The organism is Gemmatimonadales bacterium, assembly GCA_019637315.1.
Classification (GTDB): Bacteria; Gemmatimonadota; Gemmatimonadetes; order Gemmatimonadales; family GWC2-71-9; genus SHZU01.
On the sequence record JAHBVU010000001.1, the window covers coordinates 189107 to 206762 of the forward strand.

General features: G+C 66.8%; 12 protein-coding genes. 8 read left to right on the plus strand and 4 right to left on the minus strand.

The features are described 5' to 3' along the window. The first annotated feature begins 106 nt into the window (after positions 1-106). Both KF785_00835 and KF785_00840 read left to right on the plus strand, forming a co-directional pair. Positions 107-1786, plus strand: a complete 1680-nt coding sequence (locus KF785_00835; protein ID MBX3145285.1) for a M1 family metallopeptidase — start codon at positions 107-109, stop codon at positions 1784-1786. A 156-nt stretch (positions 1787-1942) separates the two neighbouring features. Continuing rightward, entirely contained in the window at positions 1943-4162 is a 2220-nt protein-coding gene (locus KF785_00840) for a TonB-dependent receptor (GenBank protein ID MBX3145286.1), read from the plus strand. Between the two features lies 1 nt (position 4163). Here the strand turns inward: KF785_00840 and KF785_00845 are convergent, their stop codons facing one another. Then, positions 4164-6155: a protein kinase gene (locus KF785_00845; GenBank protein MBX3145287.1), complete on the minus strand. Its 1992-nt coding sequence runs from the start codon at positions 6153-6155 to the stop codon at positions 4164-4166. Between the two features lie 89 nt (positions 6156-6244). Then, positions 6245-8269 carry an SEL1-like repeat protein gene (locus tag KF785_00850; GenBank protein ID MBX3145288.1) on the minus strand — a complete coding sequence of 675 codons (2025 nt, stop codon included), beginning with the start codon at positions 8267-8269 and terminating at the stop codon, positions 6245-6247. Positions 8270-8456: 187 nt separating this feature from the next. Here KF785_00850 and KF785_00855 point away from each other — a divergent pair, with 187 nt between their 5' ends. From KF785_00855 to KF785_00875, 5 genes are all read left to right on the plus strand, one after another. Further along, on the plus strand, positions 8457-10415 hold the full coding sequence (locus KF785_00855) for an ABC transporter permease (protein ID MBX3145289.1): 1959 nt from the start codon (positions 8457-8459) through the stop codon (positions 10413-10415). Beyond that, on the plus strand, positions 10324-11073 hold the full coding sequence (locus KF785_00860; GenBank protein MBX3145290.1) for an FtsX-like permease family protein: 750 nt from the start codon (positions 10324-10326) through the stop codon (positions 11071-11073). The genes KF785_00855 and KF785_00860 overlap by 92 nt, the downstream gene beginning before the upstream one ends. 235 nt (positions 11074-11308) lie before the next feature. Continuing rightward, positions 11309-11875 (plus strand): elongation factor P, encoded by a 567-nt coding sequence (gene efp, locus KF785_00865; GenBank protein ID MBX3145291.1) that lies wholly within the window; start codon positions 11309-11311, stop codon positions 11873-11875. Between the two features lie 205 nt (positions 11876-12080). Further along, a complete protein-coding gene (locus tag KF785_00870; protein MBX3145292.1) occupies positions 12081-12425 on the plus strand; it encodes a PadR family transcriptional regulator in 345 nt (114 codons plus the stop codon). Positions 12426-12433: 8 nt separating this feature from the next. Continuing rightward, on the plus strand, positions 12434-15118 hold the full coding sequence (locus KF785_00875) for an ABC transporter permease (protein MBX3145293.1): 2685 nt from the start codon (positions 12434-12436) through the stop codon (positions 15116-15118). 5 nt (positions 15119-15123) lie between these two features. Here KF785_00875 and KF785_00880 read toward each other — a convergent pair whose 3' ends face one another. Continuing rightward, positions 15124-15603 (minus strand): hypothetical protein, encoded by a 480-nt coding sequence (locus KF785_00880; GenBank protein ID MBX3145294.1) that lies wholly within the window; start codon positions 15601-15603, stop codon positions 15124-15126. A gap of 127 nt (positions 15604-15730) precedes the next feature. On the opposite strand from KF785_00880, the gene KF785_00885 reads away from it, so the two are divergent. Beyond that, positions 15731-16828 carry a hypothetical protein gene (locus tag KF785_00885; protein MBX3145295.1) on the plus strand — a complete coding sequence of 366 codons (1098 nt, stop codon included), beginning with the start codon at positions 15731-15733 and terminating at the stop codon, positions 16826-16828. 91 nt (positions 16829-16919) lie between these two features. Here the strand turns inward: KF785_00885 and lepB are convergent, their stop codons facing one another. Beyond that, entirely contained in the window at positions 16920-17642 is a 723-nt protein-coding gene (gene lepB / locus KF785_00890; protein ID MBX3145296.1) for a signal peptidase I, read from the minus strand. Between the last annotated feature and the right edge of the window lie 14 nt (positions 17643-17656).

The window sequence follows — 17656 nt, forward strand, 5'->3', positions numbered from 1 at the left end:
GCGATGCGATCGTGAACCCGGCCGGCTACCTTAACCGGATGGTCAGCCTGTTGGAGAAGACCTGACGATGCATTGGGAATCCAGTCCGGCCGCGGGTTGTCGGCGAATGCCGTTTCTCACCGTTCTGCTGCTGTCCTCTCTCGCCTGGACCGGACGCCTCGATGCGCAACTTGCGCCGAGGCCGGACCCGAAGCGCTGGTCGTCCGGTGGGGCGCTGACGGCGGAGCAGGCAGCCTACGATGTCCAGTTCTATCAGCTGCACTTTGCGGTCGACCCCGCCGACTCGTCGGTTGCCGGCGATGCGACCGTCCACGCCCGCGTGCTCGCGCCCCTCGACTGGATTGTTCTGGATCTCGATTCCGCCTGGAGGGTGCGCGCTGTCAGCGATCGCGATGGCAGCCCGCTCCTCTTCGAACACCGTGAGCTGACCCTCTGGATCCGCCCCGCCGCCCCGCTGACCTCCGGAAACCAGTTTGCCCTGCGGATCCGCTACGACGGTCGGCCCCGGATCGCGCCGCGCCCACCCTGGATCGGCGGGTTCCAATGGGCCCGTACGCCGAGCGGCGCGCCGTGGATTGCAACGACTGCAGTCAACGAAGGCGCCGATCTCTTCTGGCCGGTCAAAGATCATCCGTCCGACAAGGCGGATTCCATCGCCATCAGCATCACGGTGCCCGACGGCCTGGTGGCCGCATCGAACGGTCGATCCCGGGGCTCTCGGAACAACGGCGACGGCACCGTGACCTGGCAGTGGTTCGTCTCGACCCCGATCAGCAACTACAATGTCGCCCTCAACATCGCCCCGTATCGAACCCTCGAACGGCGCTATCCGAGCATCGCCGGCGATACCATTCCAGTGACCTATTGGGTTCTGCCCGAGAACCTCGCCAAAGGCGACGTTCTGATCGATGAGATGCTCGAGCACCTTCGTTTCTATGAGTCACTGCTTGGTCCGTATCCGTTCCGGGCCGACAAGTATGGCGTGGTGGAGACGCCCCACTTGGGCATGGAGCATCAGACCATCATCGCCTACGGCAACGAGTACCGAACCAATGCCTACGGCTACGACGAGCTGCACCAGCACGAACTGGCCCACGAATGGTTCGGCAACCTGACGACCGCAAGTGACTGGAGCGACTACTGGTTGCACGAGAGCTTCGGTACCTACATGCAGCCGCTCTACACCGAACGGCTGCGGGGTCCCGCAGCCTATCGCGAGGTAATCCTGGGTCAGTGGCGTGCGGCAAAGAACCAGCGTGCCATTGCCGAGCCCGGGCCACTTACCGCGGCGGAGGTGTATTTCAACCCGCCCGACTACCTGAGCGGCGATGGCGACATCTACGGCAAGGGCTCGGTGGTGCTGCACAGCCTGCGCTACCTGCTGGGCGATGCGACCTTTTTTCCGATGCTCCGGCGATGGGTCTACCCTACCGATTCCCTCGAACGCATCACCGATGGCCGCCAGGTCCGGTTCGTCACCACCGATCAGCTGGTAGCCTTCGTCTCGACCACCGCTGGCAGGGACCTGAGCTGGTTTTTCGATGTCTATGTTCGAGGGCCGGCCTTGCCACGTCTCGTCGAGACCCGTACCGACAGCACCCTGACACTTCGCTGGGTCACCGCGTCGGAACGGGTCTTCCCGATGCCGGTCGATATCGAAGTCGACGGGGTGCGGCGCCGGTATCCCTTCGAGGGTGGCGTCGAAGTGCTGCGAGTACGCCGGAGTGCCCAGGTGCGGATCGACCCCGACTACTGGGTCTTTCGGCAGCTGCCCGACGCCCCCTGAGGACACCAGGCCCGACAACTTTCGGCACCGAAGGCCGATAATGGGTCAGCTCGGACGCAGTCGCCTGGCTCGCACGACGATTGCAGACACGGCGGGGCATCCACGCCCGGCCGTCGGGGTTCGGGGCAATACCATGGTCCATTAGGTTTCCCGACAGTGCGTAACGACTCCCCGCGCAGGATCACTCACCGCTCGATCCGCGCCGCCGGTCCCCTCCTGGCGGCGCTCGTCGTGGCCGGTGGTATCGGTCAGGCCTCGCCGCTCGCGGCGCAGGATACCGGCACCCTCTACGTCACGGTCCGGCAGCCCGATTCCAGCGCGCTGGTGGGCGCCTTCGTACGATCGGATCGGATCGGCAGCGCAGCCAACGACTCGGGTATCGCTCGGCTCGAGCTGCCCGCCCGCCTGGTCTCGGTTACCGTTTCCCACCCTGGATTCGAGTCGCGGGCCTTCGAGATCACCATTATCAAAGACGTGGCTCAGCGCTACGAGCTGATCCTGGCGCGCCGCTCAGTCGCGCCCGGCACCGCAGTGGTTCAGACGCCGCGAACCAACCGCCGCCTCGCCGAGGAGCCGATGCCAGTCGTGGTCGTGGGCGAGGCAGAGATGGCCGTACGGCAACTGGCGCACCCGGTCGATCTGCGCGAACTCTTTGCAGGACAGGGGCCGATTCGCGCCGAAGGCATCGGAGGGGTGCTCGACGCGGTGCGGTTCCGCTCGGCCGGCCTGCGAGGACAATACACCGGCATCATGATCGACGGCATGCCCTTGCTCGGCAGCCACCCCGATGCCTTTGCCCTGGCGCAGCTTTCGCCGTTCGAGTTTGGCCAGGCCGAATGGATTCGGGGCTCGACCACCGCGCTCCACGGGCCGATCGGTTCCGGAGGTGTTGTTAACCTGATTTCCCGGGCGCCGGAACGGGACGGGGTCCGGGCTGCGGCGAGCCAGTCGTCTGAAAAGGGCGGCGGGCTGATGTTCTGGGGATCCCGCCGCTTCAGTGCCGACCTGGGCGGCACCCTGTTCAGCGAGTTCCACCAGCAACGTCTAGTGGATTCCGACGATGACGGCTGGGGGGAGTTTCCCCGTGCCATTCGCATCGCGATCCGCCCCAGGCTGCACTACGAAGCACCCAACGGCGACGGCTTTACCCTCGCCGCCGGTGCCATGTCCGAAGAACGGACCGGCGGATTCCTGCTCGGCGCCACCCCGCGCGACCCCTACCGCCAGGAGCGACGGACCCAGCGGTTCGACGCGGCCATGACCGGCCAGCGCCTGCTTGGCAATTCCGGGGTGCTTCGGCTCAAGCTGGCCGGCGCGTTCCGCGCGATCTCACACCGGTATGATGAGGTCCGCGAGCGAGACCGCCGCGCCACGGTATTCGGTGAGGTGCACTACCAGGGAACCTTCGGATCGACCGTGCTGCTCGCCGGCGTCGGGTACCAGCGCGACGGCCTGCGTCATCGCGACTTTCCTGCGTTCGACTACACCCATAGCCTGCCCAACGGGTTCGTGTCGGTTACCCACCACCTGGGCACGAGATTGACCGCCGCCGCCGCCGGTCGCTGTGATCAGCACAGCGTGCATGGCTTGCAGTGCATGCCGCGGGTCGATCTCCTGGGTCGGCCGGCAGACTCGATCGAGGTTCGCGCCTATACCGGTCTCGGCTACTCGGCGCCGAGCACCCTGGCCGACGAAGCCGAGTTGCTGGGCGCGCGAACCATGGTGCAGGTCAACGCACGCGCCGAGCGGTTGACGACTGCCGGGGGCGACCTCCGCTGGCACCGGAACGGTTTGGAGCTCACCGGCGCGATCGGATTCACCCGCGTATCCGATCCTGTCCGTGTGGTTCCCGCCGCGCCAACCGATCCGACGAGTCCCTTCCGATTGCTCAACGTGGACGAGCCGACTCGCATCACGGCTGTCGACCTGGCCGGGACCTATCGCCGCGGCGGCATGGTCTACGGTGCGTTCTACGGCCTTCGAAGTGGTAGCGAAGGTATCCCGGGCTCACCAGGCACGCGTCGGACGGCGAGCTACATGCCGCGGCACACTGCAGGTGCGCATATCGGCTGGCGGGCACCGGCAACCGTCGGTGTCGCGGTCGATGTTCATGCCCGCTATCTGGGCAGCCAGTTCCTTACTGACAATCCTTTCCGAACCGAGGCGCCCGGCTTCGGTCTCATCAGTGCATTGGTGTCGCAGCGATCGGGACGTGCCCGTCTGTTCCTGAGCGCCGAGAATCTGCTCGACGTCAAGCTTGCCAACTATGAGCCCGTCGTGATCCAACCACCCGAGCGGGGCGAACGCCTGAACAACGTGCCGTGGGTCCCCCTGCGCGGCCGGGTCCTGAACCTGGGGGCGATGGTCGAATGGTAACTCAGCTGCGGCGGTCGAGCTCACGCCGGGCTTCGGCGTGACCGGCCTCCGCCGCCAGGCGGAGCCAGCGTAGCCCTTCACTGTCCGATCGCGGCACTCCTCGGCCGCGGAAGTAGAACTGCGCCATCTGGTACTGGGCACCCGCGTGCCCGCGGTCTGCTGCACGGCGGTACCAGGTCGCGGCATCGGCTTCGCTGCGTGCGACGCCCTGGCCCTGCAGGTACATCTCGCCCAGTCGGATCAGGCTCGGCACGTCGCCAGCCTCACCGGCACGCCGGGACCAGCTGGCCGCTGCCTCGAAGCTTCGTGCAGTGCCGATCCCTTGGTAGAGTCGAGCGGCGATCAGGGGGAAAGCGGGCTCGTAGCCGCTGTTGGCGGCCGCAAGGTACATGGCAGTGGCGTGAGAAGGGTCAGTTCGCTCGCTGCGCCGAGCCACCAGGAACTGGGCCTGCGCATCGCCGCCGAGGGCGGCCTGCTCATAGAATGCCGCCGCGCGGCCCTCGTCTGCTGCAACCCCCCCGCGACCCTGCGCCAGTATCTCCGCTGCCAGCCGTGCTGCTCGTGCGTTGCCGCCCTCGGCCTCCTCGATGCATTGCGCCGCTGCCCGTTCCCAATCGCGGCGGTCGACCAGCGCAACACAACTGAGCACTGGCACGGGCGGCGGCGCCGGCGTAGCCGGCGCAGTATCGGCCCGGGTGGCTGGTGGGGTCACAGCGATCCGAGAGCCGGTGTCCGATCGCGCCGGGGCGACGGGCGGGGGCACCACCGGCTGCGCAGGGAGGTCGGTAGCCGCGCGCGGGTCTGCGGGAGGAGGCTCTGCTGCCGGCGCAGGGATGCGAACCGTGTCGACCGTGACCTGCGCCGGCAGCGGCAAGGCAGGCGGGCGCCGGATCTGCGCGGCAATCAGAACGGTCGCGGCCGCGACAGCGGCGGTCCCGATCCAGGGCGCCCACCGTCGAAAATCAGAGCGTGGCGGAGCCGCCCGCAACGACGCGGGGTTCCGATAGCTCGGGTCCTGCAGGGCTTGCGCAAACGCCTTGACGTTTTCGAACCGGTCGCGGGGATTCTTCTGCATCGCGCGATGCAGGGCATCGGCGATATGGACAGGCAGGTTGTCGACCAGGCCATCGAGCGCGGCCGGTTGATCCAGCAGCTGCTTGGTCATGATGGCCCGCGCCGTCTCGCCTTCGAACGGCGCTCGGCCGGAGAGCATCTGGTAGGCAACCACAGCCAGCGAGTACTGATCACTGCGCTGATCGATGGCCGGCTCACCAGTTGCCTGCTCCGGACTCATGTACTGCGGCGTTCCGACGATGACCCCGGTGCCGGTCAGCTCTTTGTCGCCGGAATCGACGGCCTTGGCAATGCCAAAATCCATCAGGCGGACGTGCCGGTCCGGTCCCTCCAGCATGATGTTTTCGGGCTTGATGTCGCGGTGGACGATGCCGGCATCATGCGCAGCCGCCAGCGCATTGGCCGCTTCGAGCACGATGCGCTGAACCTCGTCGAGCGAGAGGCGTCCCTGCCGAACCAGCAGGGCCTTCAGGCTCTCGCCCCGAACCAGGGGCATCAGGATGTAGCAGACGCCGTCGCTTTCGCCGACGTCGAAGACCGGCACGATGGCGGGATGCTGAAGCGCAGCGACCGCGAGCGCTTCCCGGCGGAACCGAGCCAGGAGCGAGGGCGTCACGATCAGATCGGGCCGCAGGACCTTGATGGCGAGTTCGCGCTGCAGCTTGCGGTCGTAGACCGAAAAGACCTCGGCGTAGCCGCCCCGCCCGATCAGCCGGCCGAGGTCGAACTGGGGGCCCAGGGCCTGCTGCAGCCGTTCGGGCGCGGATTCGTAGCTGGCGTCGGTTCGGGGCGGTCCGTCCTCGCCAATGATCTGGGTGTGAGTGGGCGACCCGCATTGCGCGCAATAGGCGGCATCGAGGGGCAGCCGGCTGTCACAGGTGGGACACGCGCGGGTGGCGACGGACGGATCTTGAGCCATGATGAGCCCGGGGAATCTCACGCCCCGGGTCGCGACGGGTCAAGGACAGCAGGCTCGGGGTAGTGGGTCACGTCGACCCACAACCAGGCTCAGGGGCGCTGGCGCTTTTCCAGCTCCTTGGTCGCTTCCGGATGCCCATGGCGGGCAGCCCGCTCGAGCCACTGGACGCCCACCGCCTCATCCCTGGCCAGGCCGCCCCGGCCGCGGATGTACATCATCCCCAGCTCGTACTCGGCGCCAGGGTGCTCCTGCTCGGCCGCGCGGCTGAACCAGACCGCGGCGTCCTGATCGCTGCGGGACACACCGCGGCCGCGCAGATACATCTGGCCGAGATTGAACTGGGCGGCGCGATTTCCGGCCTCGGCCGATCGCCGGTACCAGAACGACGCCTCTTGCTCGTTGCGCCGGGTGCCGAGACCCTGCTCGAAACGCTCGGCCAGGACAGGCCAGGCCTCGGCTACGTTGGCATCCGCGGCGCGGCGGAGCAAAGCGGTGGCCTCGAGGTCGTTTTGCGTCACGCCGACGCCGTTGGCGTACATCACCCCGAGCCGGAATGCCGACGATGCATCGCCGGCGGCCAGGGCCGCGCGGTACCAGACCGCAGCCAGCGAGTCCGACTGCGCCACCCCGACCCCGCGGGTGTACATCGACGCCAGCCGCCGGCTGGCCGCCGCGTTGCCGCCCTCCGCCTCGGCGGCGCAAGCCTTCGCTGCATCGGACCACCGCTCAGCGGTGTAGGCCGACTGGCAGGTCACCGGCGCCGGCGCTGCTGGCGCCGGGGCGGCGGTGGTTGCGGCAGGGCGGTCGGATGTTGTCGTGGTTCCGGGCCGCGGTCCCGCCGCCGCGTTCACCGTCTGCGGAGCAGTCGAGTCGACGGCAGCAGCGGTCGGCAGCGCGGCCGCTGAGTCGGCTGCGGCTGTGCTGTCCGCTGCCGCGAGAGTAGCGGCGCTTTGCGACTGCCAGTATGCCAGCCCACTCGCGACGATGGCCACGGCGGCGACGCCCGCAACCGGAATCCAACGCCGCCGCGTTGGAGCGGCTGGGGCAGCCGGCGTGATCCGGGACTGCTCGACCGAAGGCGCCGACGCAATCGAATCCAGCGTGCTGGCGCCGAGTGGCCAGGCATCCGGCCCGGCAATGGCCTCGGCAAAGGCGGCCATCGAAGGGAAGCGGTCCTTGGGTTCCTTGGACAGTGCCCGGTCGATCGCGAACGCCACTGCTGCGGGTACGTCGGGCACCATGTCCCGCAAACTCTTCGGGACGCCCACCATCTGCTGAAACAGAACCGCACGGGTCGAATCGCCGTCGAACGGCAGGGATCCCGTGATCATCTGATAGCCGACCACCGCGAGCGAGTACTGGTCGCTCCGATGATCCAGGTGCGGTTCGCCCGCCGCTTGCTCGGGGCTCATGTAGTGCGGCGTACCCACCAGCATGCCGGTGCTGGTGAGCCCTGGCGTGCCGTCGCTCGTATCGATGGCCTTGGCAATGCCGAAGTCCATCAGCTGGGCACGGCGGCCCTTGCCCTCGAGCATGATGTTCTCGGGCTTGATGTCGCGATGGACCACGCCGGCATCGTGGGCGGCATCGAGCGCATCGGCGGCTTCGAGCAGGATCCGGCAGGCCTCCCGAACCGGGCGAGGTCCTTCCCGCGCCAGCAGGCCCCGGAGGCTTTCGCCCTGGATGTATGGCATCATCAGGTACGCGATGCCGTCGGCTTCCCCGACGTCGTAGATCGGCACGATGTGCGGGTGCCGGAGGGCGGCCACCGTCTCGGCCTCGCGCCGGAACCGCTGCAGCAGCTGGTCCGAGATGACCAGGTCGGGGCGGAGGGCCTTGAGGGCCAGGTCTCGTTTGAGCCGACGGTCGTGGACGATGTAGACCTCGGCAAACCCGCCTCGACCAATCAGCCGGCCCAGGTCATAGTTGCTGCCGAGTGCCCGCTGCAGGCGCGACTTGTCCGGCGAGGTAATCCGATCGCCGGTGAGGGCTCGAATTTCCCCGGTGGCTTTGTCGATCGCTTGCGGGGTGGCAGCCCCGCACATCAGGCAGAAAGCAGCGTCGATCGGAAGCGGGTGCGCGCAGGAGGGGCACGCCTTGGTGACTGTCGACACCCCTCAAGTTTCCCCTCAAATCTCGAGATAGGCAAGGGACGGGACCGGATTTGCTGCTCCGGTCGGACCGACATATCGGGAAAAGACCTCGCTCCTATTGTCAATCTATAGGTCGACGGGGTATTCTCTCCCTATTGCGTGGCAATAGGTCGCCGGTTCGAACCGGTCGGACGAGAGGCGGTTGGGTGTGATGGGCCTTCTGAGGAAGCTGGGCGCCCTCATCGCGCGGCGTCGGTACGAGGCCGAGCTCGATGAGGAGTGGAGCTACCATGTCGAACGCGAGGCGGAACGGTACCGCGATGCTGGCCTGGATCCCGCAGCAGCGCACACGGCGGCCCGCCGTTCGCTTGGCAACCTGACGCTGGCCCGCGAGTCGATCCGTTCGACCTGGGGCTGGCCGCGGCTCGACGAACTCCGCCAGGACCTGCTTTTTGCCCTGCGAAGCTTCCGACGTGAGCCTGCGCTCGTGGCCACCGTCGTGCTGACCATCGGGCTCGGGGTCGGGCTCAACACCGCCTTTTTCACCATCTTCAACGCCTACGTGCTGCGGCCGTTTCCGGTCTCCGACCCCGCTTCGCTCTATCAGGTGCGCTGGCACACCCGGGATCAGGCAGGCTACAGCTTCAGCTGGCAACAATACCTCGATCTTGCGCAGCAGACCGTGGCGCGGGAGCAGTTGGGGTATCGCTATCTGGTCACGCGAGTCGACGGTCAGACCACGCGTGTCATGATGACGACGGGAAACTACTTCGGCATGCTGGGCGTCGGGGCTGCACTCGGTCGCGTGTTGAGCCCGGCCGACGCTGAAGCCGGCGGGACTTCGGTCGGGGTGCTGAGCCACGACACCTGGCGTCAGCGATTCGGAGCGGACCCCGGGATCATCGGTCGCACCGTTCTGGTGCGCGGCCAGCCGGTGGAGATCGTCGGCGTGGCTCGTGCCGGGTTCGACGGAATCGACGACAATTCGCCGGACCTGTGGATCCCGATCACGATGGTGGCGCGACTCGAACCGGGTCTGGCGCCGTTCGGTGTTGGCGACGCTGAACTGGTGCAGGTCATTCTGCGCTTCCGCCCCGGTATCGCGGCCGAAACGGGCCGCGCCGCGCTGAGCGACTGGCTCGCGCGCGACACCGAGTCGCGACCCGAGCCGCAACGGGTCATTGCCGCGGCAGTCGTGTCGAAGGAAACGGCGCAGCCGCTGACGCCATCGGTGCTGCTCGCGGTCGTGCCGGTGTTCCTGGCATTCGGGCTCGTCCTGCTGGCGGCTTGCGCCAATGTTGCCAGCGCGATGATTGCACGTGGCATTGCCCGCCGCGACGAGATCGGAGTCCGTCTCGCCCTTGGTGCAGGGAGGGCCCGGGTGGTGCGGCAACTGTTGACCGAGAGCCTGCTGCTGGCTCTGCCAGCTGCGCTCGCAGGAATCATGATTTCCCGCCTGGTGCTGGCCGGGGTGACCTGGTTCATTGCCGCGACGGTGCCCGACGCCTTCAAATCATTCATCGAACTCGCGCCCGTCGATCCCGATTACCGGGTTCTCCTCTTTGCCGCCGTCAGTGCGGTGCTCTGTGCACTCGGCTTCGGACTGATTCCCGCGCTGCAGGCTACCCGTCCCGGTGCGGTGCGCTCCCCGGTCGGGATGGTTTCGTCCTCGGGCGGACGACCCTCGCGCCTTCGCCAGGGATTGCTTGTTGCGCAGATTGCGATTGCGACCCTGCTGCTGGTCGTCACCGGGGTTCTGCTCGGCGCCACCCAGCGGATTCCGGCGCGCGACATCGGCATCGATCCGTCGGGGGTTGTCGTGATCGATCTCGATGATCGGTTCCGAGCGGCTGGACTGCTGCGGCTTCGCGACGACCCCGCCGTTCGCGCCATGGCAGCAACCGATCGGGTTCCGCTCGAATCGTCGTTCCTTCGCGTCGGGCTGACCGGATCCGATCAAGCGATCGTCGCGGCGGGTGCGGCCCGCGTGTCCGGCGGGTTCTTCGAGGTGCTGTCGCATCGGATCCTGGCGGGTCGCACGTTTCTCGACGACGAGTCCCGGAACGACGTTTCCGGTGGTGATCGTCAACGAGTCGGCTGCGCGCGCTCTCTGGGGTACCAGCAATGTGCTCGATCGAACGCTCCGGATCGTTGGCCGCGACGGTGATGGGGCTGGCGGTGCCGGGCAGCCGGAACTGCGGGTCATCGGCGTCGTGCGTGATGCCGTCACCGGTTGGATCGGGGACCCCCCCGGCCAGGCGGCAATCTACCGACCGCTCGATCTCGAACGCGCCGGGCGACTCCTGATCAAGGTCGATGGGCCGGCCGGTCCCGCCGCGACGGCCTGGGAGAGGACGCTTGCCGCCATCGACCAGGCGGCACCGGCGTGGGTCCACGGGCTGGAAGAGTCGGTTGCTGTGTCGCTTTGGCCGCTCCGTGCCGCCTACTGGGTCGGGGCGATGATCGGCCTGGTGGCGCTGGCGCTGACCCTGAGCGGAGTCTACGGGGTGCTGGCGTTTACCGTCGCGGTCCGGACCCGGGAGCTCGGCGTTCGCGCTGCCCTCGGTGCCAGCCGGCGAGACGTGGTAGGGTTGATCGTCGCTGAGAGCGTTACCCTCGGTGCGGTTGGTGTGACGCTCGGGGTGCTGGTTGCCGTGGCAATTGCCCGATTCACTGCCTCCCACGTGGAAGGCATCGAGGTGTTGGAGCCCCTGGCCTACCTGGGTGGGGCCGCCGCAGTGCTCCTAGCCTGCCTGGCCGGCGCCATCCTGCCCTCCCGGCGAGCAGCCGGGGTCGAGCCGCTCACCGCGCTCCGGGCCGAGTAGTGGCTGGTCTAATCTGTTGCATCGCAAAGAATTAGTGGTTCGCTCGTGCGGCCAGCTACGGCGGTGTCGACGAGATCCGAGGCTCCCGAAAAGCTGCCGGGTTGGGGTGGTACCGGTCTGTTAGACCCAGAGCCCCTGGTTGGTCAACCTCAATGGAAGGGATATATTTGAGGGCTGTACCATTTGGGACCCTGCGGATGCGGGGTATCGTTACGCTCATCAGGCGGTTCGGGTCATGGCAATTGTGGCAAGCAGCATGCGGCGCGGCATGGCAATCATGCACAACGGCGAGCCCTGTCGGGTTCTCGACTTTCACCACCACACGCCGGGCAACCTTCGCGCGTTGGTACAGGCCAAGTTGCGCCGTATCAAAACCGGAGTCCAGTTCGAGCATCGCTTCCGCGCCACTGACAGCCTCGAGCTGGCCCAGCTCTCGACCCAGGAACTCGATTTCCTCTACAAGAGCGGCTCGACCTATCACTTCATGAACGCCGAAACCTTCGACCAGCTGGAAGTCGAAGAAGACGATCTCGGCGACAGTGCCAAGTGGATGACCGACGGGATGCGGATCATCGCCGAGTTTTACGAAGGCCGCCCGATCGGGGTGCAGCTGCCGAACTCCCTCGTGTTCGAAGTCGTGGAAACGGCTCCGGTCATGAAGACGGCAACCAAGAACGCCTCGAGTAAGCCTGCCGTGCTCAACAACGGCACCACGGTCAACGTGCCCGAGTTCATTCAGATCGGCGAGCGGATCCGGGTCAATCCCGAGTCCGGCGAGTATCTGGACCGCGCCAAAGACTGATCGGTCGCTTCGATCGAGTCCGAGGGCCGGCATCGCAACGCGCGGTGCCGGCCTCGCTGCTTCTCGGGGTTCGGTGCCGCAGGATGCAGCTTCTGGGCGGCCGCTCGTGTCTAACACCCTAGACGACTCCGAGCGCCGGAGTCAGTCGCAATTGCGCGCCGCCGCTCAACGGGCATATACTATGTCCGTCTAGGTAACAGGTCGCATGCCCGCCGCTTCGCCCACCGAGTACCTGCAGGGAACCCTCGAGGTTCTCGTTCTCAAAACCCTGTCCTGGGGACCGCGTCACGGCTACGGCATTGCCCAGTGGCTCGAGGAGCGGACCGGTCAGGCGCTGGTGATCGAGGAGGGGTCGCTCTACCCCGCGCTCTATCGGATGGAGCGGAAGGGTTGGATCGAGGCGGAGTGGGGCACCTCGGAGCTCGGTCGGAAGGCCAAGTTCTACGCCCTGACTCCCGGTGGACGCGCCCGGCTCCGGGCCGATGCGGCGGCGTGGCGGGCCTTCAGCTCGGCGGTTGCCAAGGTGCTTGGCCCTCCGGAATCGGCCTGAGGCCGATCATGGCCCGGTTTCAGTTCGGGCGCCGGCTGCGGTCGCTCGGGTGGCGGCCTCCGGTGGAGGACGAGGTCGAAGACGAGATGGCCTTTCACCTCGCCATGCGCGTCCGCGACCTGATGGACCGCGGGATGTCGGAACCAGAAGCTCGACAGGAGGCGCTGCGCCGCCTCGGCGATCCGGCCGAGTTACGGCGGCGCCTGACTCGCCTGGGCAAGGCACGGGATGATTCGATGCAGCGTACCGAATGGTGGGACGGTCTCGTTCAGGATATCCGGCAGGCGATTCGATCGCTGCGCAAACAGCCTGGCTTCACCGCGGCGGCGGCCCTGACGCTGGCGGTGGGTGTCGGCGCCACCACAGCCATCTTCAGCGTGCTCTATTCCGTTGTGCTCCGGCCCCTCCCGATTCCGGAGCCTGATCGGGTGGTATGGATCTCCCGGACCTGGGAGGGGCGTCCCGGGGGCACGCTCTCGGTCGGCAACTATCACGACCTGCTGGCTGGGCAGAACACGCTCTCGTCCTATACCGCCGGCTACTCCAGCCCGTCCATTCTCGGATCCGGTGAGCAACCCGAGTCCTTGCGCGGCGCTCGGGTTACTTCATCGTTCTTTACCGTACTCGGGGTTGCGCCCGCACTGGGACGGGTCTTTACAGCCGCGGAGGACGAGCCCGGAGCAGGCTCGGTCGTGGTGCTTAGCCACCGACTCTGGACCCGGCGTTTTGGGGCGGACCCTGCCGTGGTCGGTCAGAGCGTGCTCCTCAATGCCGTGCCGCACACCGTGCTTGGCGTGATGCCAGCGCGCTTCGACTTCTTCGAGAACTGGGACGAACTCTGGACCCCGGCCGGATTCACCCAGCAGCAGGCGGCCGACTATGACGGCAGCTACCTGTTCCACGTCTACGGGCGGCTCAGACCGGGCGCCACCGCGGAGGGAACCCTCGCCGCCATGGCGCCGACAGTCGCGCGGCTTCGGGAACAGTACCCCGACTTCAACTCGTCCCTCGAGATTCACGTCGAGCCGCTGATGCGGGCCGTGCTGAACAACGCGGTGGCCGATCGAATCTGGGTGCTGTTCGGCGCCGTGGGCCTGGTGCTGCTGATCGGCTGCGTCAACGTGGCCAATCTGCTGCTGGCGCGCGGGGTTGGCCGAGCCCGGGAGCTGGCGGTTCGTGCCGCGCTCGGTGCCGGGCGCGGACGGATCGTCCGCCAACTCGTGACCGAGAATCTCGTGCTGGCGGCGCTTGCCGGGCTGCTCGGCCTTGGCGTGGCGCACCTCGGCATCAAGCTGATCCTGGCCGGCGCGCCTCCGAACCTGGCCCGGCTGAACCAGGCAGGCCTCGACCTTGCGACCGCCTCCTTCGCCATGGCGGTGGCATTCGGCAGCGTGCTCGTGTTTGGGGTACTGCCGGCTGCGCGGGTTGCGGCGCAGGGCATTGCAGCCGCGCTGCGCGACGGGTCCCGTGCGGTCGCCGCCGGCGGTGAATGGCTCCGACGCGGCCTGGTAGCTACCGAAGTCGGCCTGGCCCTGGTGCTCCTGGTCGGTGCGGGGCTTCTGATTCGCACGGCCATTCATCTCAGTCGGGTCGATCCGGGCTTCGACGCTGGGCCGGTACTGTCGGGGCGAATCAGTCTGCCGCGCGTCGGCTATGAGAGTTGGGAGCGTGTTACCCAGACCTACACCAGAATCGGGGAGGAACTGGCCCAGGCGCCGGGCATCGCAGCCGCCGCGCTGGTTTCGCAGGTACCGATGGGCCCGGGCGGCAACACCAACGGCCTGATACCCGAAGGGCGTCCGATCGAAGGGCGGAGCGCCATCATGGCGCGCCTCCGGCTGGTGACGCCAAGCTACTTCGATGTGATGCGGATCCCGCTCCGTTCCGGGCGCGCCTTTACCGACGACGACCGGACCGGGACCGCCCGGGTAATGATCGTGAGCGAAGGGTTCGCGCGGGAGGCGTGGCCCGATCAGGATCCGATCGGGAAGCGCGTGACCTGTTGTGAAGCCGGCCCCGACGGCGGGCCGATGTGGAAGGAGGTCATTGGTGTTGCCGGTGACGTTCGCACCAATGGTCCGGCCGAACGGGGCGAGCTGGAGTACTACCTGCCCATCACCCAAACCCCTGCCACGGCCTGGGAGTGGCTGGGGCGAACCATGACGTTCGTGGTGCGCGGCCAGCAGGCCCCCTCTGCCCTGGGCGCCTCGGTGCGCAGCGCCGTTGCGGCGGTCGACCCGGCACTCCCTGTCTTTCAGATTGCCACGATGAGCGAGCGACTGGCCCGTACCGGCGCCGAGGCCCGATTCAATACTCGGTTGCTCAGCATACTCGGCGTGCTCGGGCTGGGACTTGCGATCGGTGGGATCTACAGCGTAATCGCATTCTTCGTCAATCGTCGAACTCGGGAGCTGGGTGTCCGGATGGCGCTCGGCGCCTCCGCCACCGACATCAGGCGACTGGTGCTGCGCCAGGGACTCGGCCCCGTCGTCGTGGGGATCGGAGTGGGGATGATCGCGTCGATCGGGCTGACCCGGTTGCTCGCAGGGCAGCTTCGAGGGGTGAGCCCGACCGATCCGATCACGCTGGTCGGGGTCACCCTGCTGCTGCTGCTCGTGGCCGCTGCCGCAACATTGCTTCCGGCTCGGCGCGCAACCAGAATCGATGCCACCGTCGCGATGCGCGAGGAGTAGCGCCGCTACTTCCGACGGACCGACCAGGTGCCTGCCGCCCGCCGTCCCGAGTGGACCAGGTACGACGTAAAGGTCCCCCGCAGCTCGTTGCCCTGAATAATGCCGTCGAACGCCGTTCGGACCTCCTCACCAGTGTCCGGATCAGGATAAGGATCGATCCAGCCCGTAATCTCGTTGCCCTCACATCGTACGAAGCTGACGCGAAGCACTCGTGGGCCGGGTCGATCGATCCGAGTATTCGGAGTCAGTTGCGGACCCCGATCGTAATCCGCTGGCATCATGACCACGTCGCCCCAGGCGGTGTCGGCGCCGGCCGACAGGGTAAACATGATGGAGCCGTCGCGACCGGTGTCGGGGCTGCGATACTCACCGACCCAATGCCCAACCAGCGGCTCGACCGATCCCTGAACCGGGATCGGCATTCCGGGCCCCGCACATCCCGCCGCCAGCAGCGCTCCCAGGCCAAATACCCATGCTCGTGCCATCGTCACCTCGCTCCGGAGTCCGCGTCGATCTTAGGCCGGTCATCATGAAGAGGGTGTGAAATCCGGGCGAAAAAGCGGGTTCTCTCCTGACTCTGGTCGGAGCGGGGCCGCGAGGTTAGCATGAGGCATGCTGGTTTTGCTCCTGGCGCTGCAGATCGCAGCCCCGCGGCCCGCCGTACCTGCGCGTGACTCGATTCCGTTTGCCCGGACGATTGCGGAGATATCCGAGTCGGGTGGGTACTTCGATACCGACAACCTGATCTCGAACGAGTCTTCCTACCTGCACATCGCCGGTGTGCTGCGGAGCGAGGCGCCCAAGGGCGGCGCCTATATCGGCGTCGGTCCGGATCAGAACTACTCTTACATTGCCGCGGTGCGCCCGTCGATTGCGTTCATCGTCGATCTGCGGCGTGACAACCAGCTTCTCCATCTGCTGTACAAAGCGTTGTTCGAGACGTCGCGCAATCGGCTGGATTTTCTCTGTCTCCTGTTCGGGCGGACTCCGCCGCCCGATCTCAATGCCTGGAATGCGCGTTCGCTGACCGAGTTACTCGATGCCGTCGGCAAGCTGCCGGCCGACACGGCGCGGCATCGCCGGACCCACGCGGCGTTGCTCGAACGGATTCGTGGCTATGGTGTGCCGCTTGCTGCGGTCGACGTGACCACCCTGCGTCGCTTTCATGACGAATTCGTCCGCTCTGGGCTGGAGCTTCGGTTTGCGACCTATGGGCGTGGCCCTCGCTCGTACTACCCGACCATCCGTCAGCTCTACCTCGAGAAGGATCTGGCCGGACGGGAGGCGAGTTACCTCGCGCGTGAGGACGACTTCCGATTCGTACAGACCTTGCAGCGCCGCGGGCTGGTGCTGCCGATCGTCGGCGACTTCGGGGGTACCCATGCCTTCCGCGAGATCGGCAAGTTGCTCGACAGTCGCGGTCTGACGATGTCGCTGTTCTATACCTCGAATGTCGAGTACTACCTGTTCCGCCAGCAGACGTTCCGGCGGTACGTCGACAACGTTCGGGCCCTGCCGTGGGATCCCAAGGGCCTGATTGCGCGGAGCTACTTTGGCGGCGTGATGGGGCAGTCGCACCCGCAGGCCCGTCCCGGCTACGCCAGTGTGCAGTTGCTGCAGACCGCGGCGAGTTTTCGGGAGCGGACTATGCAGCCGGAACGGGTTTCGTACTGGCAGCTGGTCACTGAGGACGCGCTGCCCGTCAAATGAGCGCGTGCTGGCGGACCGCCCTGCTGCTTCGGGCGGCAGCTCGAGGATCGCCACGCCCGCCTAGCGCGGGGACTGGCCCATCGTCGTCGGCTCAGCGAGGGATCGTGAAGATCCGGCCCCACCGCACGTTGGAAATGATCGGTAGCGGCTTGTAGGTGTCGGGATTGTAGCTGTAATACACGATGATCGGTGAACCCTCGACGTTCGCTTGCGGCAGGAAACCCCAGTAGCGTCCATCGTACGACTCGCTCCGGTTGTCTCCCATCACGAAGTAGGTCTCCGCCGGCACCACGATCGGGCCCCAGTCGTTGGGTGTGGGGTTGTAGGCAGCCGTGTCTCCGCCGGCCAGATAGCGCACCTGCCAGCGCCGGATCTGCGCGTCTCCCGCCGGATCCGACGGCATCAGACGAGGGCCCGCGGGAACCCACGGCTCCTCGATGGTCGTGCCATTTCGGGTCAGGACTCCATTCTGCATGGCCAGCGTGTCGCCGGCCATGCCGACGACGCGTTTGACGACAGTGAGGTCCGGGGTTTCGACCGACTCGAAGACCACGATACTGCCCAGCTTGGGCTTCCGCATGGCGGGCAGCCGGGCACGGGTCAGCGGAATCCTGGGTCCGTAGAGCAGCTTGTTGACGAAGAGAACATCGCCAACGAGGAGCGTGTTCTCCATGCTCGACGAGGTGATCCGGAAGGCCTTGAACAGGAATGAACTGACCACGAACCAGACGGTCAGCGCAATCACGATGGTCTTGGCCCAGCTCAGGAGCCAGCCGCCAACGCCGGACGGCGCCGGCTTCGCGTCCTTGGTCATGTCAGGTTCCTTCC

Bases quoted from the DNA above. Each gene is read 5' to 3' on its own strand.
- KF785_00835 (MBX3145285.1), top strand. From the start codon at position 107: ATGCCGTTTCTCACCGTTCTGCTGCTGTCCTCTCTCGCCTGGACCGGA.
- KF785_00845 (MBX3145287.1), bottom strand. From the start codon at position 6,155: ATGGCTCAAGATCCGTCCGTCGCCACCCGCGCGTGTCCCACCTGTGAC.
- efp (MBX3145291.1), top strand. From the start codon at position 11,309: ATGGCAATTGTGGCAAGCAGCATGCGGCGCGGCATGGCAATCATGCAC.
- KF785_00870 (MBX3145292.1), top strand. From the start codon at position 12,081: ATGCCCGCCGCTTCGCCCACCGAGTACCTGCAGGGAACCCTCGAGGTT.
- KF785_00875 (MBX3145293.1), top strand. From the start codon at position 12,434: ATGGCCCGGTTTCAGTTCGGGCGCCGGCTGCGGTCGCTCGGGTGGCGG.
- KF785_00880 (MBX3145294.1), bottom strand. From the start codon at position 15,603: ATGGCACGAGCATGGGTATTTGGCCTGGGAGCGCTGCTGGCGGCGGGA.
- KF785_00885 (MBX3145295.1), top strand. From the start codon at position 15,731: ATGCTGGTTTTGCTCCTGGCGCTGCAGATCGCAGCCCCGCGGCCCGCC.
- lepB (MBX3145296.1), bottom strand. From the start codon at position 17,642: ATGACCAAGGACGCGAAGCCGGCGCCGTCCGGCGTTGGCGGCTGGCTC.